Raw genomic sequence first — 22420 nt, forward strand, 5'->3', positions numbered from 1 at the left:
GGGCGGCGGTCGAGGTGACCCGTGCGCACGTCCTTGCGACCCCTCCGGACTCCGGTGCGGGCGGCGCTCGCCTCCGTTCTCGCGGGGTGTCTGCTGCCGGTGGCGATGCTCGCGGGCGCCGCCCCGGCGCACGCGGAGGTGCCCCCCGCCGCCTCCGTCCCGCTGCTCGGGCTCATGGCCTCCCTGTGCCCGGAGAACCTGCCGATCGCCCGGGTCGTCCAGGGCAGCGGCGAGCCGCCCGGGTCCGGGCTGCTCGCCGCCGTCGAGCAGACCTGGGTCGGCGCCGGCGGTTCTCGCTGGCCCTCGTCGCTCGCCTCGTCCGTCGCGGCGGATCTCCGAGGCGTCACGCCGTGGGTCTGCCCGCCGCTGCGCGCGGCGACGGGTGGCCTGCCGGCGACGGCGGACCTTCCGCTCGCCGGGCGGGAGGCCGAACCGGAGGCCGTCCCGGACCATCTCTCCGGCGCGAGGACCTATCTCGGCCACTCGACCGGGCTCGCGAGGCACGCGGCGGCGGACCGGCCCCCACCGGTCCCGCAGGTCGTCGCACCGCGGATCGCGTCGTCGACGGCGCCTCCGGCGGCCGCGCGACCGTGGGGCGGCGGTCCGGCCGGCTGCACCGGTACGGATCCGACGAGCGGGCGTGGCTGCCTCACCGGCGTCGCCCGGCACGGGCTCGACGCCGTCACCACGGCGTTCGGGTCCCTGCAGGGCGGCCCGGTCGTGCACACGGCGAGCTGCTGGGACGCGCACGCCTGGAACCCGTCGAGCGATCACCCGCGCGGCCGGGCCTGCGACCTGTTCCCGACCACCGGCGGCAGGTTCCCGCAGGGCCGGGAGCTGGCGAACGGCTGGCGGCTCGCGGAGTGGCTGCGGGCGAACGCCGGCCCGCTGCGCGTCTCGTACCTGATCTGGCAGGGCCGCTACTGGGACCCGTCGGTCACCGACTCCGGCGGGTGGGGGCGGGCGTACCGCAGCAGCGTCTACGACGTCCACGACGCGACCGGCGGGCACTTCGACCACGTCCACGTGAGCTTCGCGCCGTGACACCCCCGAACCGGAGAACCTGATGATCGACGTCGAGAGGTTGCTGCGCCGCTACCTGGTGGCCGGGGTGGCGGCCGGGCTGCTGGTGACAGCCGCGGTCGTCGGGGTCGTGGCGAAGGACGGATCCGAGGTGGCCCCGGCGACCGTCAGCACGGCCGCGAGCCGCGCCAGCAGCTACGAGCACACGCCGAGCGGGCATCCGGGCAGGGGCGGGCACAGCTCCGGGCCCGGGCGCGACGGCCGGGCGTCGGCGGACACCGAGGGCTCCGATCAGGGCTCCGGGACCTATACGGGACAAGACTCGGGATCGGAGCAGGAATCCGGCACGGAGTCGGGCTCGGTCGGCGGCAGGAGCTCTCGCGTGCGCTCCTGGACGGGATCGGGGACGGGAACCAGCTCCGGGTCCGAGGCCGGCGCCGGCATTCGAACCGGGACCGGCTCCGAGAGCGGATCCGGCACCGGGGCCGGGACCGGGTCAGGAGCCGGCCAAGGCTCGGGCTCGGGCTCGGGCTCGGGCTCGGGCTCGGGCTCGGGCTCGGGCTCGGGCTCGGGCTCGGGCTCGGGCTCGGGCTCGGGCGACACCTACCATGACGGGGACGTCCTCGTCGTGCCCGCACCTGAACGTTCCGCCACATCGTCCCGCTCCCGGGCCGGCAGTTCGGGCTCGGGCGGTTCCAGCTCGGGCAGCTCCGACTCGGGCAACGCTGGACCGGACAGCGCTGGATCGGACAGCCCCGACGAGAGCAGCTCCGGCTCGGCCGACTCCAGCTCTGGCGGCTCGGACTCCGCCGGCTCGGGGCCCGACAGTTCCAGCTCCGGCAGTTCTCGCTCCGGCGGCTCCGGCAGCTCCGGCAACTCCAGCGCTGATGGCTCAGGCAACGACCGCTCGGATTCCGGAAGCACCGGCGCCTCGCCCATCGATGCGGACGACTCCTCCGCACGCGGTTCCGCGGGCAACGGCACCCCGAGCAGCGGCAGCTCCGGCACGAGCAGCGCCGGTGCCGCGAGCAGCGACACCACCGGGCAGGGCACCACCGCCGCCGAGCGGTTCGGCTGGGGCGCCCCCGACCGGGAGGACGACTTCGACGGCGGCATGGACCAGTGGTCGATCTACGACGGCCCCGGCCACGCCGGCAAGGGACGTCGCACCCCGGACGCGGTGTCCCTCCAGGACGGCATCATGACGATCACCGGGGACGAGGACGGCAACACCTCCGGCATGGCGTGGAACCCCGGGCAGAAGTACGGCCGCTGGGAGGCCCGTGTGAAGTCCCCCGCCAGCGCGGACGCCTACCACTCGTTGCTGCTGCTGTGGCCGGACGCGGAGAACTTCCCGGTCGGCGGGGAGATCGACTTCATGGAGATCGGCGACCCCGACCGTCAGTCGACCGACATCTTCCTGCACTACGGCGAGGACAACTCCCAGGTCCACGGCAGCCTGGACATCGACGCGACCGAATGGCACAACTGGGCTGTGGAGTGGACTCCCGAGCGGGTCACCGCGTACGTCGACGGCGAGCAGTGGTGGGAGACCACGGACACCGGGATCCTCCCGCCCGGCCCGATGCACCTCTGCATCCAGCTCGACTACTTCCCCGGGGACGGTTCCGCGGGCGGCGGCGGCCTCGAACACGTCGACTGGGTCCGTCAGTACTCCCTCGACGGCGGCTCCGGATCGAGCACCGTCGACCGGCCCAGCGACGACAGCCGGTCCAGCGGCACCCGGAACGACGGCGGGCAGACCCGGGACGACGGCCGGGACCAGGCCGGCGTGCGGAACCAGGACGAGGCCCGTACCCGGCAGGAGGGCGAGGCCGGCTGACCCTCTCAGCGTCGGCACAGAATCCGTTCCCTACGGTGAGCCCCTCCACCTCGATCACCCTTGGGGGATCACGTGCCGGGCACAGATCAGCTCACCCCTCCGACACCGTCACCGGACCCCGAGCCCCCGCCCGGCCCCCGCCGTGTCTGGACGATCGTGCTGTCCATCGTGTCGATCGTGGCCCTCGCGGGCGTCCTGACCGCCGTGATCAGCTACGGCCGCACCTCGTCGACCTCGCAGGAGCGCCGCCCGATCACGACGACCACCGCCGGGGCCCCGAGCGCACCGCACGACCCCGGTGACCCCGTCCGCCCCGGCGGCGTCGCGACCCTGGACCCGAGCGCCCGCTCGGGCGACGAAGCCGCGGTGAAGAACAACTGGCCCCTGACGGCGCACGACGAGTTCGACGGCGGCGCGCTCGACGAGTCGCTCTGGAACACCTACACCGGGAAGACCACCGGTGGCGTCGGCCGGCACGACCCGAAGAACATCACGGTCGCGGACGGCGTCATGACGATCACGAGCCGCGGCCTGAGGTCGGCCGGGATGGCGTGGGGCAGGGGCCAGCAGTACGGCCGCTGGGAGGTGCGGGCGCGTACCCAGGTCGGGAACGGCTACAGCGCCGTGATCCTGCTCTGGCCGGATGCGGAGGACTTCCCGCGCGGCGGCGAGATCGACTTCATGGAGCAGCCGAAGGGCGACCGCACCGAGACCCACTTCGTCCTGCACTACGGCAAGGACAACAGCCAGACCGGCGTCACCGTGCCCGGGGACTTCACCCAGTGGCACACCTACGCCGTCGAGTGGACGCCGGACCACGTCGCGGGCTTCATCGACGGCCAGGAGACGTTCCGGACCACGGACAAGGAGCAGATCCCGCCGCGCCCGATGCACCTGGCCATCCAGCAGGACATCGGCCCGTTCGGCGATGGCTGGGCCGATGGGCCGGACGCCACGACGCCGGCCGAGGTGAAGCTCGACGTGGACTGGGTGCGCATCTACGGGCTTTAGGGTCTGTCCTAGACAGGGATGGGGTCCCAGCCGATCGGCTGGGACCCCACGTCCCGAACTGACGCGCCGCTCCCACCACGAAGCGACGTGATGAAGTTAGCCTACCCTTCTCTTGATCCGCAAGCCTCTCGCGGAGAAATCGTGCGCGCCGTGCCGCCCCGTCCGCCTACGGTCGTTTCGTGACCGCTCCCGCACTCGCGTCCCGGTACCGCTGGAGCGCCCTCGCGGCCGTCACGATCACCGTGCTCGCGTGGGCGTCGGCCTTCGTGGCGATCCGCTATGTCGGCCGGGCGTTCGAGCCCGGGCCGCTCGCCCTCGGCCGCCTCGCCGTCGGGACCGTCGCGCTCGGCCTCCTGCTGCTCGTCCGCCGAAACTGGGTCGCCCCGACCCGCCGCGAGTGGGCGCTCCTGCTGCTCTGCGGGCTGGCCTGGTTCGCCGCCTACAACGTCGCACTGAACGCCGCGGAGCAACGCGTGGACGCGGGCACGACGGCCATGCTGGTGAACATCGGCCCGATCCTGATCGCCCTGTTCGCCGGCGTGCTGCTCGGCGAAGGGTTCCCGCGCTGGCTGGTGATCGGCGCGGCGGTCGCGTTCGCCGGGGTCGTCCTGATCGGGGCGGCGACCGCGACAGGAGACGCCACCGACCTCGTGGGCGCACTGCTGTGCGTCGTCGCCGCGGTGACGTACGCGATCGGGGTGCTGACGCAGAAACCCGTCCTGCGCCGCCTCCCGGGCCTGCAGGTGACCTTCCTGGCCTGCACGATCGGGATGCTCGCGTGTCTGCCGTACGCAGGCGGCCTCGTGCGGGACCTGGCGAGCGCCCCGGCCGGGGCGACGGCGGGCATGGTCTACCTCGGCCTGGTCCCGACCGCCCTCGCGTTCAGCACCTGGGCCTACGCCCTGGCGAGGATGGACGCGGGACGGCTGGGCGTCACCACCTATGGCGTCCCGCCGATCACGATCGTCATGGCCGCGATCCTGCTCGGCGAGGCCCCGCCCGCCCTCGCCCTGGCCGGCGGCGTCCTGGCCCTCGCCGGCGTCGCCCTCACCCGCCGGCGCTGACCCCACCGAGCCGCGTTGGATGCCGGCCACCGAACCACCCGGAGGACGAACCAGGGCCCCTGCCTGTAGGCAGGGGCCCTGATCCTTCCCGAACTGACGCGCCGCTCCCACCACGAAGCGACGTGACTGAAGTTAGCCTACCCTTCCTACGCGGTCAACCTCCCGAACCGGGTGGTCCTGAACCGGGCCAGGGGCGACGGCTCCATCCGGCAGGCCAGGACCAGCGCGACGACCAGCACGGACACCACGGTCACCACCCCGCCGACCACCAGCGGCGCGCGTCCGCCGAAGCGCTCGGCCAGCATCCCCAGCAGCGGTCCGCCGAGCGGCGTCCCACCGAGGAACAGCAGCATGTAGATCCCCATCACGCGCCCGCGCATCGCCGGATCGGCCGAGAGCTGCACCGCCGAGTTCGCCGCCGTCGTGAAGGTCAGCGCCGCGAGCCCCACCGGGACGAGCGCGATCCCGGTGCTGAGGTACGTCGGCATCAGCCCGGCCGCCACCAGCAGGACGCCGAACGCCAGCCCGGACGACGCGACGAGCCGGATCCGCGGCCGTCCGGACCGCCGGGCGGCGAGCGTCGCCCCGATCACCGACCCCACCGCTATCAGCGTCGTCAGCAGGCCGTAGCCCTGGGCATCGCGGTGGAAGACGTTGCGCGCCATGATCGCCAGGGTCATGAAGAAGTTGATCCCGAAGGTCGAGACCAGGAAGACCAGCACCAGCACCGCGACCATCTCCGGCCGGCTACGGACGTACGCCAGGCCGTCGCGCAGCTGGTGCGGAGCGCGGGGCACGGGCTCCGACCGGAACAGCCGGTCCGTGCGCATCAGCACCAGCCCGGTGACGACGCCGGCGAAGCTCGCCGCGTTGATCAGGAACACCCAGCCGGTGCCGACCGCGACGATCAGCGCACCGGCCACCGCGGGCCCCGCGATCCGGGCGAGGTTGAACGTCAGCGAGTTGAGCGCGACCGCATTGCCGAGCTGCGCCGGACCCACCATCTCCGAGACGAAGGACTGACGGACCGGCACGTCGAGCGCGGAGAAGCAGCCGAGCAGCGCACACAGCAGGTAGACCTGCCACAGCGCGACGACGCCCGTCACCACCGTGACGCCCAGTGCGAGCGCGCAGAGCCCCATCGCGATCTGCAGCAGGATCAGGGCGCGGCGCTTGTCCACCCGGTCCGCCAGCACCCCGCCCCACAACGAGAGCAGCAGCGTCGGGGCGAACTGCAGCGCCGCCGCGACCCCCAGCGCCGTGGCGCTGCCGCCGGTGAGGTCGAGGACCAGCCAGTCCTGCGCGATCCGCTGCATCCACGTCCCGACGAGCGAGACGATCTGTCCGCCGGCGTAGAGCCGGTAGTTGGGCACGTGCAGGGAGGCGAACATGCCGGGAGGGGACTCGGCGGACGTCGACGGAGCAGGGCCCGGGGTTTCGACGACAGCACTCACGATTTACTTAGCTTACTACAACGACCCTCCCGTCAGCGAGCGAATCGGCCCGACTGCGAAATAGCCCACGAACGCGATCGCGACCACCCACATCAGCGGATGCACCTTGCGTGCCCCGCCCGTCGCCGCCGCCAGCACGACGTAGCTGATGAAGCCCGCACCGATGCCGTTGGCGATCGAGTACGTGAACGGCATGACGACGATCGTGAGGAACGCCGGTATCGCCGACCGCAGCTCCGTCAGGTCGATCTCCGCGACCTGGCGGAACATCAGCGCCCCGACGATCACCAGCGCCGGGGCCGCCGCCTCCACCGGGACGATGGAGTAGAGCGGCGTGAAGAACATCGCCGCCAGGAACAGCAGCCCGGTGACGATGTTGGCGAGCCCGGTCCGTGCGCCCTCGGCGATGCCCGCGGCGGACTCGACGAACACGGTGTTCGACGACGCGGACGCCGCGCCACCCGCGATCGCCCCGGCCCCCTCGACGACCAGGGCCCGGCCGATGTTCGGCAGCTGCCCGTCCCGGTTGACGAGCCCGGCCTGCCGGCCGAGTCCGGTCATGGTGCCCATCGCGTCGAAGAAGTTTGCCAGCACCAGCGTGAAGACGAGCAGGACCACCGTCAGGGTGTCCAGCCGGGTGAACGCACCCAACGACACGTTGCCGACGAGCGAGAGGTCCGGCAGCTCGACGACGCGGTCCGGGAGCGTCGGCACGGCCAGGGACCAGCCCCTGGGGTTCGTCGCGGCCGATCCGACGTGCGCGATCGACTCGACGATGATCGCGATCACCGTCGTGACGAGGACACCGACCAGGATCCCGGCCCGCACCCCGCGGGCGACGAGCACGCCGGTGATCAGCAGGCCGATCACGAAGACGAACGTGGGCCAGGACCCGATCGAGCCGCTGATCCCGAGTCCGACGGGGACGGTCGTGTTCGCGGCGTCCGGCAGCCGGGTGACGAACCCGGCGTCGACCAGCCCGATCAGCGCGATGAACAACCCGATGCCCACCGCGATGGCCGTCTTGAGCTCGGCCGGGACGGCGTTGAACACCGCCGTCCGGAAGCCGGAGGCCGCCAGCAGCACGATCACCACGCCGTCGATGACGACGAGGCCCATCGCCTCGGGCCAGCTCATCAGCGGGGCGATCGTGACCGCGAGCAGGGTGTTGATGCCCAGGCCGGTGGCGATCGCGAACGGGAGGTTGGCGACGAGGCCGAACAGGATCGTCATCAGGCCCGCGACGAGTGCGGTGACGGCCGCGACCTGCGGGACCGGCAGGATCGCGCCGAGCGCATCGGTCTTGGCCCCCGGATCCGCGGCCGAGAAGCTGCCGAGGATCAGCGGGTTCAGCACGATGATGTAGGACATCGTCACGAAGGTGACGAGGCCGCCGCGGAGCTCCCGGGGAACCGTGGAGCCGCGCTCGGCGAGCCGGAAGAAGCGCTCGATCACGCGCATACCGTGTCACCTCCGGCCGTGCTCCGCCGGACCCGGCCCCGGTAGGCTGGCGCCGTGATCGACCCGCCCCCGCTCCCGCGCCGCCTGGACGACATCCGCGTCGTCGTCGGCGCCGGTACCGCGCTGTGGGTCGTCGGGATGGTCGTGCTGCTGGTGGCGCACCTCGCCACGGGCCGCCCGCTCGGCGTCGCCTTCGCCACCTGCGTCGCGGGAGCACTGCTCGGCGCCCTCGGCTGGGGTGTGTCCAGCTGGCAGCGCGCCGCGGCGCGGCGGGGGTCGCGGACGGCCCAGCGCGGGCTCGATTAGGACAGACTCTGCAGCTCGGCCGGGCGTCGTTGCCTAGGGTGCACCCATGACCGCCGCGAGCGAGCCCACCGATTCTGGCCGTCCCACCGCCGTCGTCACCGGGGCCAGCTCCGGTATCGGGGCGGCCACCGCCCGCGCGCTCGCCCGGGCCGGCTTCAACGTGGTCCTCGGCGCCCGCCGGGTGGACCGGTGCGCCGAGATCGCCAGGGAGATCGACGGCACCGCGGTGCGGCTCGACGTGACGGACCCCGACTCCGTCTCGGCCTTCGTCGCCGCGGTCCCCGAGTGCCGGCTGCTGGTGAACAACGCGGGCGGCGCGAAGGGCCTCGAACCCGTCGCCGAGGCGGACGAGGACGACTGGCGCTGGATGTTCGAGGCCAATGTGATCGGCACGCTGCGGGTGACGAAGGGCCTGCTCCCGGCCTTGCTCGCCTCCGGCGACGGGCACATCGTCACCGTCACCTCGATCGCCGCGCTCGAGCCCTACGACAACGGCGCGGGCTACACCGGCGCCAAGCACGCCCAGGCGATGCTGCACCGGACGCTGCGCGGGGAGCTCCTGGGCCAGCCGGTCCGGCTCACCGAGATCTGCCCCGGGATGGTCGAGACGGAGTTCTCCCTGGTCCGGTTCGGCGGCGACGAGGAGAAGGCGGACGACGTCTACAAGGGCCTCACCCCGCTGACGGCCGAGGACGTCGCGGACGTGATCGCGTTCGCCGCGACCCGGCCGTCCCACGTGAACCTCGACCAGATCGTCCTGAAGCCGCGGGCCCAGGCGTCGGCGAGCCGGGCCTACCGGGAGAGCTGACCGTGGCCGGGCCCCGCGGCCCGGCCACGTCGGTCAGACGGTGTCCTCCGAACGCCGGTGCTCGTCCGCGGCGTCCCGGGGCTCCCGGCCCGCGACCGCGCCCTGCACCCGCTCCTCGGACTCGGCCAGGATCTCCTCGGCCTCGGCGCGGTGGTCCTCGCCGGGGATCTCCGCCCTCCGCTCCTCGGGCAAGGGCTCGGCGCGGGTCCGGGCTCGCTCCTCGGACACCTGACGACTGTCGATCTCGCTCATGCCTCAGCCCTACCCGGGCTCGCGGAGCGTGAACCATTCCTCAAAGGGCCGAGAGCTGGCGCCACTTGTCCCACGACAGCGTCCAGTCCCACACGTCCCCGTCCTTCGACGAGAGCTGGACCGGGGTGCCCGTGACCTCCACCGGGTCCCCGTAGAGGGCGGTGTCGTAGTAGGCCTTCGCGTTGTCGATCGACAGGTTCACGCAGCCGTGGGTGACGTTCGACGAGCCCTGCGCGCCCGTCGAGGCGGGGTTGGCGTGGATGAACTCGCCGTTGTTGCTCATCCGCACGGCCCACTTCTCGACGACGTCGTAGCCGTACTGCGCGCTGATCATCCGCTTGTCCGTGAACTTCTCGGTGACGATGTGGACGCCCGAGCGGGTGTTGCGGTTCGGGTCCGACGCGAGGCCGTAACTGGCCGGGTAGCTCGCGACCTGCTTGCCGTCCCGCTCGACGACCATCTGGAACGACCGCGCGTCCGCCTTCACGATCTGCGCGCGGCCGATCCGGAACGTGCTGTCGACGTCCGCCGCGCCGTACTCCCCGCCGCCGTAGGCGACGCCGTAGAGCTTGGCGGTGACCGTCACGTCCGTGTTCGCCGGCCAGTACTCCTTCGGCCGCCAGTGCACACGGGAGCCGCCGTTCTCGGCCGGCAGCCAGCCCCACGCGCCCTCGATCGGCGTCGACGTCCGCACGCGCAGCGCCTGCTCGACCGCCGCCCGGTCCTCGACGTGGCTGTTGAACTGGATCTCGATCGGCGCCGCGACGCCGACGGTCCGGCCGTCGCCGATGTTGATCACGCCGCGCACGGCCTTGCTCGGGGTGACGGTGCGGAAGCCGCCCTGGACGGGCACCTGCACGCCGTCCCCGCCGCTCGTGACCCCGGTCCAGGTGTAGTCCGTGCCGTAGCCCAGCGGCTCGCTCGCCGTCCACGCGGTCTTCTCGGCGTTCAGCGCGCCGGACACGGGCTTGCCGTCGGCGTCGGTGAGCGAGACCTGCTCGAACGTTCCGTCCTCGACGGTCGCCGAGACAGGCGACGCCGGGTTCACGTCCGCGGCCCCCGCCGCGGGCTGGTAGGCCACCGACGCGTCCGGAACCAGCAGGGCCGGCGCCGCGCTGCTCGCGGAACCATCCTTCCCACCGGCTGCCGTGGCCGCGGTGACCACACCGAGCGATCCGACCGCGATCACGGCCAGGATCAGCAGAAAACGACGCATTCTCTCCCCCACGAGCCCGACTCCCCGGTGATGGACGTCCGGAGGGCGAGCGAGGTTGCGCGCGCCGGGGGAGGAATCGGGTGCCTTCGCGAGGTTACGCGGCGACTCCGCCGGTTTCGGCGCACCTCTCCCGTTCGGGTGGCGCTGTGCCGATCGTCACGCTGTGTCCCTACAACGCGCACCCGACGAGCACCGGTTCGGGATGCAGCTCGACCCCGAACGCGTCCCGCACGCCGTCCCGCACCTCGCGGGCGAGCCCGAGGAGGTCCTCGGTCCGGCCGGCCCCCCGGTTCGTCAGCGCGAGGACGTGCTTCGTGGAGAGCCGGACCCGGCCGCCGGGCCCGGCGTGGCCGCGGCCGAACCCCGCGTGCTGGATCAGCCAGGCTGCCGGCAGCTTGACCAGGCCGTCCCCCGCGGGCCAGCCCGGTGCCGCCGGGACGGTGCCCTCGCGGAGGATCGGGTTGGTGAAGAAGGAGCCCGCGCTCCACGTGTCGTGGTCCCCGGGGTCGAGGACCATGCCCTTGCCCCGGCGCAGGGCCAGCACGGCCTCGCGGGCGACGCCGGCCGGCACCCGGGACCCCTGCTCGACGCCGAGTGTGCGGGCGAGCTCGGCGTAGCGGATCGGCATGCTCTCCGCGCCGCCCGGCAGCGAGAACCGCACGCGCAGGACGATCGCGGAGCCCGTGCTCTTCAGCACGCTCGTGCGGTAGCCCAGGCCCAGGCTCGCGGCCGGGACGTGCGCGCGGACGGTGCCTGAGCGCCGGTCGTAGAGGTCGACGTCGACCAGGAGCTCGGCGATCTCCACGCCGTACGCGCCGACGTTCTGCACCGGCGTCGCACCCGTCCGGCCGGGGATCCCGGAGAGGCACTCCAGCCCGCCCAGCCCGTCCGCGACCGTGGCCGCGACGACCGCGTCCCAGTCCTCGCCCGCCTCGACCGTGACCAGCACCGATCCGTCCTCGCGACGTTCGGTGGCGATCCCGGTACCGGTGACGAGCACGACCGTGCCCTCCACACCCGAGTCCGCGACGACCACGTTGGACCCGCCGCCGAGCACCAGCACCGGCTCCCCCGCCGCGTCCGCCGCGCGGACCGTCGCCACCACCGCCTCCGCGGACGGGGCCTCGACCAGGCGCCGGGCCGGGCCGCCGAGGCGCAGCGTCGTCAGCGGGGCGAGCGGCACGTCCGGGCGGGGCACCGGGAGAACGGGTGTCTGCACGGCCACGACGGTAGCCTCCGCCCATGTCTCGCTCGATCGACTACCGCTCGACGTCCGCCCACCCCGTCGACGCGGTCTACGCAGCCATGATCGACCAGAACTACCTGAACAGGCGGCTCAAGGAGATCGGCGGCCGGGGGGCCGAGATCCTGGAGTACGACGCGGACGAGTCGGGGGTGCGTTACCGGCTCAAGCACGGGCTCGACGAGAAGGACCTGCCGGGCGTGGTCCGCTCGTTCCTCAAGAGCGACATCGTCGTCCAGCGGCGGGAGACCTGGACGCCGGCGCGCGACGGCTCCTACGACGGCACGGTGGAGGTCCGGCTGCCCGGCCTGCCCGCCGGCGCGAACGGGACGATGAAGCTCGCCCCGACGGCCGAGGGCAGCTCGTTCGACGTGCACATCGAGACCAAGGTCAACGTCCCGGTCATCGGCGGCAAGATCGAGGCGACGGTCGGGGACCAGATCAAGCGCCTGCTCGCCATGGAGGCCGAGTTCACCCACGCCTACCTCGACTCCCTGTGAGCGCGCAGCCTCGCTAGAACGAGGCTACGCCCGCACAACCCTCTGTGACCTGCGCAGACGCGTCCCGAACTCGAGCGGTCGCACCAGCAGTCCGAGGGCTGGGAACGCGCGCCCACGACGCACACGCCGCCCACCCCGTGCGCGGGCACCGTCGCGGGAAAGCGTCTCCGGCAGGGGCCCGGCCTGCCCCCGGCGACCCGGATCCGCACCCGGCGGGGGCCGTGATCAGGGCAGTGGCACGATTTTCCCTCGTGGAACCCGGACGAGACCGCCGCTACGTCATCACCTTCAGCTGCCCTGACCGTACGGGCATCGTCGCGCGGATCGCGGGATTCCTGGCGGACGCCGGCGCCTGGATCGTCGAGGCGGCGTACCACGCGGAACCGCAGGACGGCTGGTTCTTCACGCGCCAGGCGATCCGTGCGGACTCCGTCCCCTTCGACGTCGACGAGCTGCGCGTCCGCTTCGCCGAGGTCGCGGCCGAGTTCGGCCCGGAGGCGACATGGCGGGTGACGGACACGGGCGTGCCGAAGCACGCGGTCCTGCTCGTCACCAAGGAGCCGCACTGCCTGCACGACCTGCTCGGCCGGGTTCAGGCGGGCGAGCTACCCGTCGTCCTCGATGCGGTGATCGGCAACCACGACTCGCTCGGGGACCTCGTGCGCGCGCACGACGTGCCGTTCCATCACGTGCCGTTCCCGAGCGTCCGGGACCCGAAGCGCGAGCAGGGCAAGGTCGCGGCGTTCGAGGAGGTCCGCAAGCTCGTCGACGCGCACGAGCCGGACGCGATCGTCCTGGCCCGGTTCATGCAGATCCTCCCCGCGCACCTGTGCGAGGAGTGGGGCGGGCGCGCGATCAACATCCACCACAGCTTCCTGCCGTCGTTCGCGGGCGCCCGGCCGTACCACCAGGCGTACGCGCGCGGGGTGAAGCTGATCGGCGCGACCTGCCACTACGCCACCGCGGACCTCGACGCCGGCCCGATCATCGAGCAGGACGTCATCCGGGTGGACCACGGCGACACGCCGGACAGCATGGTCCGCCGGGGCCGGGACATCGAGCGCCTCGTGCTCGCCCGGGGCCTGCGCTGGCACCTGGAGGACCGGGTGCTGGTCCACGGCAACAAGACCGTGGTGTTCAAGTAGCGGCTCAGCCGCCCGTGCGCGGTAGATGGTGCCGCAGCGCCACCTACCCCGCGCACAGCCCTCAGGCGGGCTTGATGTTGGCGTTGCGGTGGAAGAGGTTCCCCGGGTCGTACTCGGCCTTGATGTGCGCCAGCCGCTCGTACTTCGCGGCGCCGTAGCTGGCGCGGACCCGGTCGGCGTCCGCCTCCGCCATGAAGTTCACGTAGCCTCCCCCCGTCCGCGGCCAGCGGCCTGAGCTCGTCCCAGATGGACCGGACCCAGTCGCGGTCGACCGCCGGTGCGGCGAGGTCCGGGCCGACCGCTGCGATGTTGACGACGTACTGCCGCCTCCGCCGGCCCCCGTACGCGGTGTCGTCGTCGCCGACCCGCGCATAGGCGCCGTCCAGCAGGAAGATGGGGGCGAAGCTCAGCGGCGAGCGCTTCTCACCGGCTCGCGTGGCGAGGACGTCGACGGCGTCATCCGTCAGATCGTCGAGGTAGAGCGCCTTCTCGTAGCCGCCGATCCCCCACGGTGCGCTGTCGTCGAGCATGCCCTGCAGCGCGACGTACGGGAGGGGGGTCACGAACTCGAACAGCGGCGGACATGCCCGGCGGACGGCGTCGAGCGAGCGGTCGTGCTCCTCCGCGCCGTCGAACCCGACGACCATCAGCGCGTGACCGGGTGCGAAGTGGTGCTCCGGCGGGACGAACGGCGCGGGAGGCGCGTTCATGGCCGCCGCGATGAGCACGCCGCTGGTCTCGGGCAGACCAGGGATGGAGTCCCGGCACGCCCGGAGCGCCTCACGGCCCTGGTCGAGACCCCAGAACAGCAGCCCGAGATGCACCTCCGGGCCGACCTCGTGCAGGGTGAACTCGAACTCGGTGACGACGCCGAAGTTGCCGCCGCCGCCGCGTAGTGCCCAGAACAGGTCGGCGTGGTCGCGCTCCGCGGCGTGGACGATGCGGCCGTCGGCCAGCACCACCTGGGCCCCGACCAGGTTGTCGAGACTGAGCCCGCAGCGGCCCGCCAGCCAGCCCATGCCACCACCGAGGGTCAGCCCGCCGACGCCGGTGTGGCTGATGACTCCACCGGTCACGGCGAGACCGTGGGCCTGGGTGGCGGCGTCGAGGTCCGCCAGGGTCGCCCCGCCCCCGACGACCGCCCTGCGTTCGTGCGGGTGGACCTGCACGCCGTTCAGGAGCGAGAGGTCGATCATGAGCCCGTCGTCGCAGACCGCCGTCCCGGCGAAGCCGTGTCCGCCTCCGCGGACGGCGATCTCCAGGCTGTGGTCGCGGCCGAAGGTGACGGCGGCGGCCACGTCGTCCGCGGTCCGGCATCGTGCGATCAGTGCCGGCCTGCGGTCGATCGCGCCGTTCCAGATCGACCGGGCGTCGTCGTAGCCGGCTTCGCCGGGCAGGACGACGGCGCCGGTCATCGCACCCCGCAACCCGTCGACGTCGTACCGCGCCGTGCTGGTCATGGCTCCTCCTCCGTCGGATAGAAGGCAGAGAAACCTCACCGAAAGTGAGATACATCATAGTCAGCGGAACGTGTCGACCCGACCCGACGGGCGGTCAGACGGGCTTGATGTTGGCGTTCAGGCGGTCTCGGGCCCAAATGCGACGAACGGCACTTCCGCTCACCAGGTATGAGCGAAAGTGCCGTTCGTGTAGATCAACCGGGTCAGGCCGCGGCGTGCTCCTGCACCGGCTCCAGGGCCAGCTCCAGGACCTCCGCCACGTCCGCGACGGGGTGGACCCGCAGCTCACCGCGCACCGACTCCGGCAGGTCGTCGAGGTCGGGCTCGTTGCGCTTCGGGATGATCACGTCCGTCAGTCCGGCACGGTGGGCGGCCAGCAGCTTCTGCTTGACCCCGCCGATCGGCAGGACCTTGCCCTGCAGCGTGACCTCGCCGGTCATCCCGACCGACGACTTCACCGCACGCCCCGACGCGAGCGACGCCAGCGCCGTCGTCATCGTGACGCCCGCGCTCGGCCCGTCCTTCGGGACCGCGCCGGCCGGCACGTGGACGTGCAGCTTCTTCGACGCCAGGTCACCGGCGAGCCCGCGGGACCGCAGGTACGAGAGCGCGATCGAGACGGACTCGGTCATGACCTCACCCAGCTGCCCGGTGATCGTCAGGCCCGGGTCGCCGTCCATCGCGGTGGCCTCGATGAAGAGGACGTCACCGCCCGCTCCGGTCACGGCCAGTCCGGTTGCGACGCCGGGAACCGACGTGCGCTCCGCGGACTCCGGGGTGAACCGCGGCCGCCCGAGGTACTTCACGAGCGTCTGCGCGTCGACGTGGATCGGTGCCTCTGTGCCGGAGTCCAGCGCGACGGCGGCCTTCCGCAGGACCTTCGCCAGGCCCCGCTCCAGCTGCCGCACGCCCGCCTCGCGGGTGTACTCGGCGGCGATCATCCCGAGCGCGACCTCGGAGAACTCCACGTCGGAGGTCTCCAGACCCGCCTTCGAGATCTGCCGCGGCAGCAGGTGGTCACGCGCGATCGCGATCTTCTCCTGCTCGGTGTAGCCGTCGAGCGTCACGATCTCCATGCGGTCCGCGAGCGGGCCGGGGATGGTGTCGTACACGTTGGCGGTGGCCAGGAACAGGACGTTCGACAGGTCCAGGTCGACCTCGAGGTAGTGGTCGCGGAACGTGTGGTTCTGCGCCGGGTCCAGCACCTCCAGCAGCGCGGCCGACGGGTCGCCCCGGTAGTCGCTGCCGACCTTGTCGATCTCGTCGAGCAGCACGACCGGGTTCATCGAGCCGGCCTCGCGGATGGCCCGGACGATCCGGCCGGGCAGCGCGCCGACGTAGGTGCGCCGGTGCCCGCGGATCTCCGCCTCGTCGCGCACGCCGCCGAGGGCGACGCGGACGAACTTGCGGCCGAGCGCGTGCGCCACGGACTCACCCAGGGACGTCTTGCCGACGCCGGGAGGTCCGACGAGCGCGAGCACGGCACCCGAGCCGCGTCCACCGACGGTCTCCAGGCCCTTGCGGTTGCGGCGGGACCGGACGGCCAGGAACTCGATCAGACGCTCCTTGACGTCGTCGAGTCCGGCGTGGTCCGCATCCAGGATCGCGCGGGCGGCGACCAGGTCGTCGGTGTCGACAGTGGTCTCGTTCCACGGGATGTCCAGGACCGTGTCCAGCCAGGTGCGGATCCAGCCCGACTCCGGGCTCTGGTCCGACGCCCGCTCCAGCTTGCCGACCTCGGTCAGCGCAGCCTTACGGACGTGCTCGGGCAGGTCGGCGCCCTCGACGCGAGCGCGGTAGTCCGCCTCGCCCTCGGGGTCGTCGTCGCCCAGCTCCTTGCGGATGGCCGCGAGCTGCTGGCGCAGCAGGAACTCACGCTGCTGCTTCTCCATGCCCTCGCGGACGTCGTTCGAGATCTTCTCGGAGACCTCCTGCTCGGCGACGTGCGCCTTCGTCCACTCGAGCAGCAGCTCGAGGCGCCGGGTCACGTCGACCTCGGCGAGTAGCTGCACCTTGTGCTCGAGGTCGAGCCAGGCGTTCCAGCCGGCCGTGTCGGCCAGCTCGGAGGGGTCGGAGATCTGCTGGACACTGTCGATGATCTGCCACGCACCCCGCTGCTGCAGGATCGAGACGACCAGCGCCTTGTACTCCTTGGCGAGCTCGTGGGTGCGGCCGGCGACCGGCCCCTCGTCCACGGTCTCGGCCTCGACCCAGAGGGCCGATCCCGGCCCGGTCACACCCGAGCCGATACGTGCGCGTCCTTCACCGCGGACCACGGCGGCCTTCTCCCCACTGGGGAGCCTGCCGATCTGTTCGAGGACCGCGACCACACCGATCGCGGCGTACTTGCCGTCGACACGGGGGACGACCAGGACCTTCTTGCCTTCTGCGGCGTCAACCGCAGCCTGAACCTCCGGCGCATCGAGCCGGACGGGAACCACCATGCCGGGCAGCACCACCGAGTCGGTCAGCGGAAGCACCGGCAGCTTCAGCGTCTGTGTCATGTCCTGAACAACGCTTACACCGCAAGACACATTCCAACGCTCAAGTAATTACGCTGTCAGTGAACGCAGGAACCTTGAGCGAGGCGGACTCAAGCAGGTCGGGCGAGACCCTCGACGACCTCGGCACCGGGCAGGGCGGCCAGTACCGCGCCGGGGACGGCGAGCTTCGACCCGCGGATCCCGCTCCCGACCACGACCGCCTCGGCGGCGGCGACCTCGGGCGAGATCAGCAACGGCCAGTCCGCGGGCAGGCCGAGCGGGGTGATCCCGCCGTACTCCATGCCCGTGAGCTCGACGGCCTCGGCAGTCGGCGCGAACGAGGCCTTCCGGACGTCCAGCTTCTTGCGCACGACGCCGTTGACGTCCGCGCGGGTCGTCGCGAGGACCAGGCACGCCGCGTAGCGCACCTCGCCCCCGCGCTTCCCGGAGACGACGACGCAGTTCGCCGACGACTCGGGCGGCGAGGAGTATGCAGCGCAGAAGGCGGCGGTGTCCGCCAGGTCGGGATCGATCTCCGCCACACCCACGCCGCTCGCGTCGTCCAGGGCGGCGAGGGCCTTGACGACCGGTTCGGCCAGCAGGTCCGGGCGGTCGAGTGCGGGCACCGCGCGCAGGGTGCCGAGGACGGACCAGATCACCAGCGCTGGTCGCCCCGCTGCACCCCGACGACGGCGGGCTTCACGTCGACGACGTACACGAGCGTGGCCACGAGGCCGGCCAGCCAGAACAGCGTGAACTCGCTGCGCAGCCCCTGGAAGGCCGCGAGGATGCCCGCGAAGCTGGGGCTGTAGACGACCCGGAAGACCGGGATGAGCAGCAGGAACAACCCGGACGCCCCGGTGATGCCGAGCCAGGCGTTCTTCGTCAGCTTCCCGGCCGCCTGGAATGCGTCCGCGCGTTGCCGCACGACGTGGACGAACGCGTACCCCGACACCACGGCGACCACGATGCCGATGACGGCCAGCACCAGGGAGTCGAGGTTCGCTAGCAGGTTCACCGGCCCAGACTACGTGCGCAGGCGGGTTCCCGACACTCCCGCCCCGTGACCGTTCATGAACATCGTGCGGTCGCGCCCCGGCCGGCCGGGCACGACGACGGCCCCGGAGCGGGAGGCTCCGGGGCCGTCGGGGCGAACTGGGGAGATCAGCTCTCGGCGGTGCCGTTCGTGCCGTTGGTGCCGGTACGACGCGCGGCCGGCTTGCGGGTCGCGGTCTTCGGCGTCGTCTTCGGGGCGGTGCGGTTCGCGGCCTTGCGCGTGGTGCTGCGCGTGGTGGCGGCGGCGTCGTCACCCGCCTCGTCGATCTTCGCGGCGGTGTCCTCGCCCACGGAGGTCAGCTTGGCGCCGGCGTCGGACGTCACCTCGGTGACCTCTTCGGCGACCTCCTCGGCGAACTTCTGGGTCCGCTGCGCGGCCTTCTCGCCGGCCGAGCGGGTCTGGCGGGTCACGGTGGACAGCGCCTTCTCCGCCGCGTCGTGCGCGTCGTCGACGAAGCCGTCCAGCCGGGCGTCGAAGGTCTCGGTGAGCGACTCGACGGTGCTGAAGGCCTGCTTGACCTGCGGCTGCCGGCGGATCTTGCTCCAGGTGGTCTCGCCGTGCTTCGCGAGGCCGGAGTAGTACTTCTCGGCCTGGGCGCGCAGCTCGTCGACCAGCTTGCGCAGCTCGTCGGTGCTGAGCTTGCCGCGCAGATCGGCGAGCTCGGTGGGCAGCTCGGCAGCGCGCTGCTGCGCGGCCCCGACCTGCTCGGTCGTCCGGGCACGGGCGGTGCTGTAGGCACCGAGCACGGTGCTCACGGCGTAGTCGCCGGCGCCGAGCGCGGCGAGCAGCGGCGTCTTGACGACACCGGCCTGCTCGGAGACGTTCTTGGCAGCCTGCTCACGGACCTTGCGGACGTCCGCGGCGGTCGGCAGCGAAACGGGCATGGTGATCACTTCCCCTGTTCTGGTGTCGGAACTGCTGGTTCGCCGGGATCGGCCGGTAGGTCGTTCTCGCGACGGAAGGATTGGTAGATGTCGAGCAGGACCTGCTTCTGCCGCTCGGTCAGCGCGACGTCGGAAAGGACCGCGTCCGTGACCAGGCTCAGCGGCCTCTCCTCGAGGATCCCGGCCTTGACGTAGAGCGCCTCGGCGGAGATCCGGAGCCCCTTGGCGATCTGCTGCAGGATCTCGGCCGACGGCTTGCGCAGCCCCCGCTCGATCTGGCTGAGGTAGGGATTGCTCACGCCGGCGGTCCGGGCGAGCTGACGCAGGCTGACCTGGGCGGTCTCCCGCTGGGCCCGGATGTAGGAGCCGATGTCGTCGACCGCCTGGCCGACGGCCTGACCGACCTGCTCGACCGCCTGGCCGACGCGTTCGGTGGTGCCGTCACTCTTCGGGTCTTCGGTCATCTGCATTCACCTCCCTCGCACGACACCGACCGTACGCACGAGTGCTAGCTGTTGCAAGCGGAATGCTTGCGCTGGTGGCGTGGCCTGCGCCACGTCCCGAGCATCGTGCGGTTAGGGTCCGTCCGTGCCCCTGAGCCTGCCGACGAGCGGCGAGGACGAGGTCTTCGCCCCTCCGCGACGCGTGTTCGAGCCCCTGTCCGGCCAGCTGCCCGCGATCGGCGCGGTCGCCGTCGGCGGCGCGCTCGGTGCGCTCGCCCGCTGGGCGGTCGGACTCGCCCTGCCGGGCTCGCCCGGAGCCTTCCCGGTCGGGACGTTCGCGATCAACGTGGTGGGCGCCTTCGTCATCGGGGCGCTCCTCGTGGTGCTCACCGAGCTGAGCACTCCGCATCCGCTGCTCCGGCCGTTCGTCGCGACCGGGATCCTCGGCGGGTTCACGACGTTCTCCACCTACGCCGTCGACGCCCAGCGCCTGCTGCGGGACGGGCACGTCGGGACGGCCTTCGGGTACCTGTTCGGGACCCTCGCCGCGGCCCTGCTCGCAACCTGGGCCGGTGTCGCCCTGGCCCGGGCGGCGGGGCAGGGGAGGCACCGGTGATCCCGCTCATAGTGGCCCTCGGGGCCGTGGTCGGTGCACCTCTGCGTTTCGTGACGGACCGCCTGGTGCAGTCCCGGCACGACACGGGCTTCCCGTGGGGGACGTTCACGGTCAACGTCGTGGGCTCGTTCGTGCTCGGGGTCGTGCTGGGCTCCACGGCCTCACCGGCGGTCGTCGCTCTGGTGGGGACCGGATTCTGCGGCGCCCTCACCACGTACTCGACCTTCGGGTACGAGACCGTGCAGCTCGCCGCGGACCGGTCCCGCCTCTTCGCGGCCCTCAACGCGCTCGGCTCGATGTCGGCGGCCCTGGGAGCGGCCGGCCTCGGCCTCGCGCTGGGAACCCTCGTCTGACGCGCTACCGGCTGGCCACCCGGCGGTACCTCGCCACCGCCAGCGGCAGGAAGACCGCGATGATCGCGATCGACGACAGCACCGCGTAGAGGACGGCGTTCTGCGCCGGCCAGGCCGTGGACTCCGGGAAGCCCGGCAGCTGGGTCGGGTTGCCGAACAGCACCCGCGACGCCCGCGCCACCGCGCTCACCGGGTTCCACTCCCCCACCGGCTGCAGCCAGTTCGGGAACCCCTGGACCGAGACGAACGCGCTGGACAGGAACGTGAACGGGAAGAGCCAGAGCAGCCCGACGCTCTGCGCGACCTCCACGTTCCGCGCGACCAACCCCACGAACACGCCGATCCAGGACATCGCGAAGGAGAACAGCAGGAGCAGCCCGAAGCCGGCCAGCGCGTCCAGCCAGCTCCCGCGGATCCGCCAGCCGACGACCAGCCCGGTGAGCGCCATGACGATCAGGGTGATCACCCCGACGCCCAGGTCCGCCGTCGTACGCCCGAGCACCACCGCCACCCGGGACATGGGCAGCGACCGGAACCGGTCGATCACGCCCTTGCCCAGGTCGTTCGCCATCCCGATCGTCGTGAAGAAGACGTTGAACGCGACGGTTTGGGCGAAGATCCCGGCGATCAGGAACTCCCGGTAGGTGTCCCCGCCGAGGCTGCCGGCGAACACCAGCGCGAAGAGCAGCACGAACATGATCGGCTGCACGGTCAGGCCGATCAGCGCGTCCGGGACGCGCTTCATCCCGACCAGGTTCCGCCAGGTGACGATGCTGCCGTCGCGGACGGCCTGCGACACGGGGTTCACTTCTTCTCCTTCGGGTCCGCGCCCGGGGCGTCGTCCGGGTCCTCGGCGATCCGGCCGGTCAGGCTGAGGAACACGTCGTCGAGCGTGGGGCGCTGCAGCGCGACGTCCTGCACCTCGATGCCCTCGCCGTCGTACCGGCGCAGCACCTCGACCAGGGCCTTCGTCCCGCCGTCGACCGGGACGGACAGCCGTCGCAGGTTCTCGTCGACGACCGGCTCCCCGGACCCGACCTCGGCGAGGACGGTCCGCGCCGCCGGCAGCTGGTCCGCGTCCGCGACGACGAGCTGCAGCCTCTCCCCGCCGACCCGGTTCTTCAGCTCGTCCGCCGTGCCGCGCGCGATCGCCCGGCCCTTGTCGATCACGACGATGCTGTCCGCGAGCTGGTCCGCCTCCTCCAGGTACTGCGTGGTGAGCAGCACCGTGGCCCCGTCGGCCACCAGCTCGGAGATCATCGACCAGGTGTCCAGCCGGCCGCGCGGGTCCAGCCCGGTGGTGGGCTCGTCCAGCACGACGACGGGCGGCTGCGCGACCAGCGCACCCGCGAGGTCCAGGCGGCGGCGCATCCCGCCCGAGTACGTCTTCGACGGCCGCTCGGCCGCCTCCTGCAGGTTGAACCGCTCGAGCAGCTCCCGCGCCCGCTCGCGGGCCGGCCTGCGGCGCATCCCGTAGAGCCGGCCGACGAGGTAGAGGTTCTCGAAGCCGGTGAGGTTCTCGTCCACCGCGGCGTACTGGCCGGACAGCCCGATCGCCCGCCGCACCGCCTGGGGTTCCGCGACCACGTCGTGCCCGGCCACCCAGGCCCTCCCCGCGTCCGGCCGGAGCAGCGTGGTGAGCACCCGGACCGTCGTGGTCTTGCCGGCGCCGTTGGGTCCGAGCAGGCCGAGGATCGTCCCGGCCGGGATCTCCAGGTCCACGCCGTCGAGCGCGCGCGTGGAGCCGAACGTCTTCACGAGGCCCTCGGCGCGTACCGCCACGGTCGATGTCATACCG

At 72.1% G+C, this 22420-nt stretch carries 23 protein-coding genes and 1 pseudogene; 10 read left to right on the plus strand and 14 right to left on the minus strand.

From position 1 onward, the window contains the following. The first annotated feature begins 21 nt into the window (after nucleotides 1-21). The 4 genes from JWP64_RS28580 to JWP64_RS28595 all read left to right on the plus strand — a co-directional run bounded on the left by JWP64_RS28580 (nucleotide 22) and on the right by JWP64_RS28595 (nucleotide 4941). On the plus strand, nucleotides 22-1044 hold the full coding sequence (locus tag JWP64_RS28580; protein WP_297503153.1) for a hypothetical protein: 1023 nt from the start codon (nucleotides 22-24) through the stop codon (nucleotides 1042-1044). A 22-nt stretch (nucleotides 1045-1066) separates the two neighbouring features. Beyond that, entirely contained in the window at nucleotides 1067-2866 is a 1800-nt protein-coding gene (locus JWP64_RS28585; protein WP_297503154.1) for a glycoside hydrolase family 16 protein, read from the plus strand. Between the two features lie 72 nt (nucleotides 2867-2938). Continuing rightward, nucleotides 2939-3877, plus strand: a complete 939-nt coding sequence (locus tag JWP64_RS28590; RefSeq protein WP_297503155.1) for a glycoside hydrolase family 16 protein — start codon at nucleotides 2939-2941, stop codon at nucleotides 3875-3877. A gap of 179 nt (nucleotides 3878-4056) precedes the next feature. After that, nucleotides 4057-4941: a DMT family transporter gene (locus JWP64_RS28595; RefSeq protein WP_297503156.1), complete on the plus strand. Its 885-nt coding sequence runs from the start codon at nucleotides 4057-4059 to the stop codon at nucleotides 4939-4941. A gap of 146 nt (nucleotides 4942-5087) precedes the next feature. Here the strand turns inward: JWP64_RS28595 and JWP64_RS28600 are convergent, their stop codons facing one another. Further along, complete coding sequence (locus JWP64_RS28600) at nucleotides 5088-6332, minus strand: MFS transporter (protein WP_297503157.1); 1245 nt, start codon at nucleotides 6330-6332, stop codon at nucleotides 5088-5090. Nucleotides 6333-6410: 78 nt separating this feature from the next. Further along, nucleotides 6411-7856 carry an NCS2 family permease gene (locus tag JWP64_RS28605; RefSeq protein WP_297503158.1) on the minus strand — a complete coding sequence of 482 codons (1446 nt, stop codon included), beginning with the start codon at nucleotides 7854-7856 and terminating at the stop codon, nucleotides 6411-6413. Nucleotides 7857-7910: 54 nt separating this feature from the next. Between JWP64_RS28605 and JWP64_RS28610 the strand changes: the two genes are divergently transcribed. Both JWP64_RS28610 and JWP64_RS28615 read left to right on the plus strand, forming a co-directional pair. Then, the gene (locus tag JWP64_RS28610) at nucleotides 7911-8162 is read left to right on the plus strand and encodes a DUF2530 domain-containing protein (RefSeq protein WP_297503159.1); all 252 of its coding nucleotides are present in this window, start codon (nucleotides 7911-7913) and stop codon (nucleotides 8160-8162) included. A gap of 46 nt (nucleotides 8163-8208) precedes the next feature. Next, nucleotides 8209-8970: an SDR family NAD(P)-dependent oxidoreductase gene (locus tag JWP64_RS28615; RefSeq protein ID WP_297503160.1), complete on the plus strand. Its 762-nt coding sequence runs from the start codon at nucleotides 8209-8211 to the stop codon at nucleotides 8968-8970. Nucleotides 8971-9003: 33 nt separating this feature from the next. Here the strand turns inward: JWP64_RS28615 and JWP64_RS28620 are convergent, their stop codons facing one another. The 3 genes from JWP64_RS28620 to JWP64_RS28630 form a co-directional block, all read right to left on the minus strand. Continuing rightward, a complete protein-coding gene (locus tag JWP64_RS28620; RefSeq protein WP_297503161.1) occupies nucleotides 9004-9222 on the minus strand; it encodes a hypothetical protein in 219 nt (72 codons plus the stop codon). Between the two features lie 40 nt (nucleotides 9223-9262). Continuing rightward, the gene (locus tag JWP64_RS28625) at nucleotides 9263-10438 is read right to left on the minus strand and encodes an Ig-like domain-containing protein (protein ID WP_297503162.1); all 1176 of its coding nucleotides are present in this window, start codon (nucleotides 10436-10438) and stop codon (nucleotides 9263-9265) included. Between the two features lie 169 nt (nucleotides 10439-10607). Next, the gene (locus JWP64_RS28630) at nucleotides 10608-11657 is read right to left on the minus strand and encodes a UDP-N-acetylmuramate dehydrogenase (protein ID WP_297503163.1); all 1050 of its coding nucleotides are present in this window, start codon (nucleotides 11655-11657) and stop codon (nucleotides 10608-10610) included. A gap of 23 nt (nucleotides 11658-11680) precedes the next feature. Here JWP64_RS28630 and JWP64_RS28635 point away from each other — a divergent pair, with 23 nt between their 5' ends. Together JWP64_RS28635 and purU are read left to right on the plus strand one after the other, a co-directional pair. Then, complete coding sequence (locus JWP64_RS28635; protein ID WP_297503164.1) at nucleotides 11681-12181, plus strand: DUF2505 domain-containing protein; 501 nt, start codon at nucleotides 11681-11683, stop codon at nucleotides 12179-12181. Between the two features lie 251 nt (nucleotides 12182-12432). Then, on the plus strand, nucleotides 12433-13326 hold the full coding sequence (purU, locus tag JWP64_RS28640) for a formyltetrahydrofolate deformylase (RefSeq protein WP_297503165.1): 894 nt from the start codon (nucleotides 12433-12435) through the stop codon (nucleotides 13324-13326). 61 nt (nucleotides 13327-13387) lie between these two features. On the opposite strand, the gene JWP64_RS31735 is transcribed toward purU, so the two are convergent. The 7 genes and pseudogenes from JWP64_RS31735 to JWP64_RS28670 all read right to left on the minus strand — a co-directional run bounded on the left by JWP64_RS31735 (nucleotide 13388) and on the right by JWP64_RS28670 (nucleotide 19674). After that, on the minus strand, nucleotides 13388-13699 hold the full coding sequence (locus JWP64_RS31735) for a BBE domain-containing protein (protein WP_366890757.1): 312 nt from the start codon (nucleotides 13697-13699) through the stop codon (nucleotides 13388-13390). 616 nt (nucleotides 13700-14315) lie between these two features. Then, nucleotides 14316-14786 (minus strand): annotated as a pseudogene (locus tag JWP64_RS31740) (FAD-dependent oxidoreductase); the annotation flags it as partial. Between the two features lie 203 nt (nucleotides 14787-14989). Further along, nucleotides 14990-17290 (minus strand): endopeptidase La, encoded by a 2301-nt coding sequence (lon, locus tag JWP64_RS28650; protein WP_297503166.1) that lies wholly within the window; start codon nucleotides 17288-17290, stop codon nucleotides 14990-14992. A gap of 89 nt (nucleotides 17291-17379) precedes the next feature. Beyond that, nucleotides 17380-17931: a YbaK/EbsC family protein gene (locus JWP64_RS28655; protein WP_297503180.1), complete on the minus strand. Its 552-nt coding sequence runs from the start codon at nucleotides 17929-17931 to the stop codon at nucleotides 17380-17382. Next, a complete protein-coding gene (locus JWP64_RS28660) occupies nucleotides 17925-18287 on the minus strand; it encodes a DUF2516 family protein (RefSeq protein WP_297503167.1) in 363 nt (120 codons plus the stop codon). The genes JWP64_RS28655 and JWP64_RS28660 overlap by 7 nt, the downstream gene beginning before the upstream one ends. Nucleotides 18288-18433: 146 nt before the next feature. Then, complete coding sequence (locus JWP64_RS28665) at nucleotides 18434-19210, minus strand: hypothetical protein (RefSeq protein WP_297503168.1); 777 nt, start codon at nucleotides 19208-19210, stop codon at nucleotides 18434-18436. A 5-nt stretch (nucleotides 19211-19215) separates the two neighbouring features. Next, complete coding sequence (locus JWP64_RS28670; protein WP_297503169.1) at nucleotides 19216-19674, minus strand: helix-turn-helix transcriptional regulator; 459 nt, start codon at nucleotides 19672-19674, stop codon at nucleotides 19216-19218. 124 nt (nucleotides 19675-19798) lie between these two features. Between JWP64_RS28670 and crcB the strand changes: the two genes are divergently transcribed. Both crcB and JWP64_RS28680 read left to right on the plus strand, forming a co-directional pair. Further along, a complete protein-coding gene (gene crcB, locus JWP64_RS28675; protein WP_297503170.1) occupies nucleotides 19799-20269 on the plus strand; it encodes a fluoride efflux transporter CrcB in 471 nt (156 codons plus the stop codon). Then, a complete protein-coding gene (locus JWP64_RS28680) occupies nucleotides 20266-20622 on the plus strand; it encodes a CrcB family protein (protein WP_297503171.1) in 357 nt (118 codons plus the stop codon). Before crcB ends, JWP64_RS28680 begins: the two co-directional genes overlap by 4 nt. Before the next feature lie 4 nt (nucleotides 20623-20626). Here JWP64_RS28680 and JWP64_RS28685 read toward each other — a convergent pair whose 3' ends face one another. Further along, nucleotides 20627-21430 (minus strand): ABC transporter permease, encoded by an 804-nt coding sequence (locus JWP64_RS28685; RefSeq protein ID WP_297503172.1) that lies wholly within the window; start codon nucleotides 21428-21430, stop codon nucleotides 20627-20629. Then, the gene (locus JWP64_RS28690; protein WP_297503173.1) at nucleotides 21427-22416 is read right to left on the minus strand and encodes an ATP-binding cassette domain-containing protein; all 990 of its coding nucleotides are present in this window, start codon (nucleotides 22414-22416) and stop codon (nucleotides 21427-21429) included. The genes JWP64_RS28685 and JWP64_RS28690 overlap by 4 nt, the downstream gene beginning before the upstream one ends. Nucleotides 22417-22420: the final 4 nt, after the last annotated feature.

This window comes from Pseudonocardia sp., from assembly GCF_025465255.1.
Lineage (GTDB): Bacteria > Actinomycetota > Actinomycetes > Mycobacteriales > Pseudonocardiaceae > Pseudonocardia.

Coding starts and splice junctions, on each gene's coding strand:
- JWP64_RS28600 (WP_297503157.1), bottom strand. CDS start 6,332: ATGTTCGCCTCCCTGCACGTGCCCAACTACCGGCTCTACGCCGGCGGA.
- JWP64_RS31735 (WP_366890757.1), bottom strand. CDS start 13,699: ATGCGCGGGTCGGCGACGACGACACCGCGTACGGGGGCCGGCGGAGGC.
- JWP64_RS28625 (WP_297503162.1), bottom strand. CDS start 10,438: ATGCGTCGTTTTCTGCTGATCCTGGCCGTGATCGCGGTCGGATCGCTC.
- lon (WP_297503166.1), bottom strand. CDS start 17,290: ATGACACAGACGCTGAAGCTGCCGGTGCTTCCGCTGACCGACTCGGTG.
- JWP64_RS28585 (WP_297503154.1), top strand. CDS start 1,067: ATGATCGACGTCGAGAGGTTGCTGCGCCGCTACCTGGTGGCCGGGGTG.
- JWP64_RS28615 (WP_297503160.1), top strand. CDS start 8,209: ATGACCGCCGCGAGCGAGCCCACCGATTCTGGCCGTCCCACCGCCGTC.
- JWP64_RS28635 (WP_297503164.1), top strand. CDS start 11,681: ATGTCTCGCTCGATCGACTACCGCTCGACGTCCGCCCACCCCGTCGAC.
- JWP64_RS28620 (WP_297503161.1), bottom strand. CDS start 9,222: ATGAGCGAGATCGACAGTCGTCAGGTGTCCGAGGAGCGAGCCCGGACC.
- JWP64_RS28670 (WP_297503169.1), bottom strand. CDS start 19,674: ATGACCGAAGACCCGAAGAGTGACGGCACCACCGAACGCGTCGGCCAG.
- JWP64_RS28665 (WP_297503168.1), bottom strand. CDS start 19,210: ATGCCCGTTTCGCTGCCGACCGCCGCGGACGTCCGCAAGGTCCGTGAG.
- JWP64_RS28690 (WP_297503173.1), bottom strand. CDS start 22,416: ATGACATCGACCGTGGCGGTACGCGCCGAGGGCCTCGTGAAGACGTTC.
- JWP64_RS28605 (WP_297503158.1), bottom strand. CDS start 7,856: ATGCGCGTGATCGAGCGCTTCTTCCGGCTCGCCGAGCGCGGCTCCACG.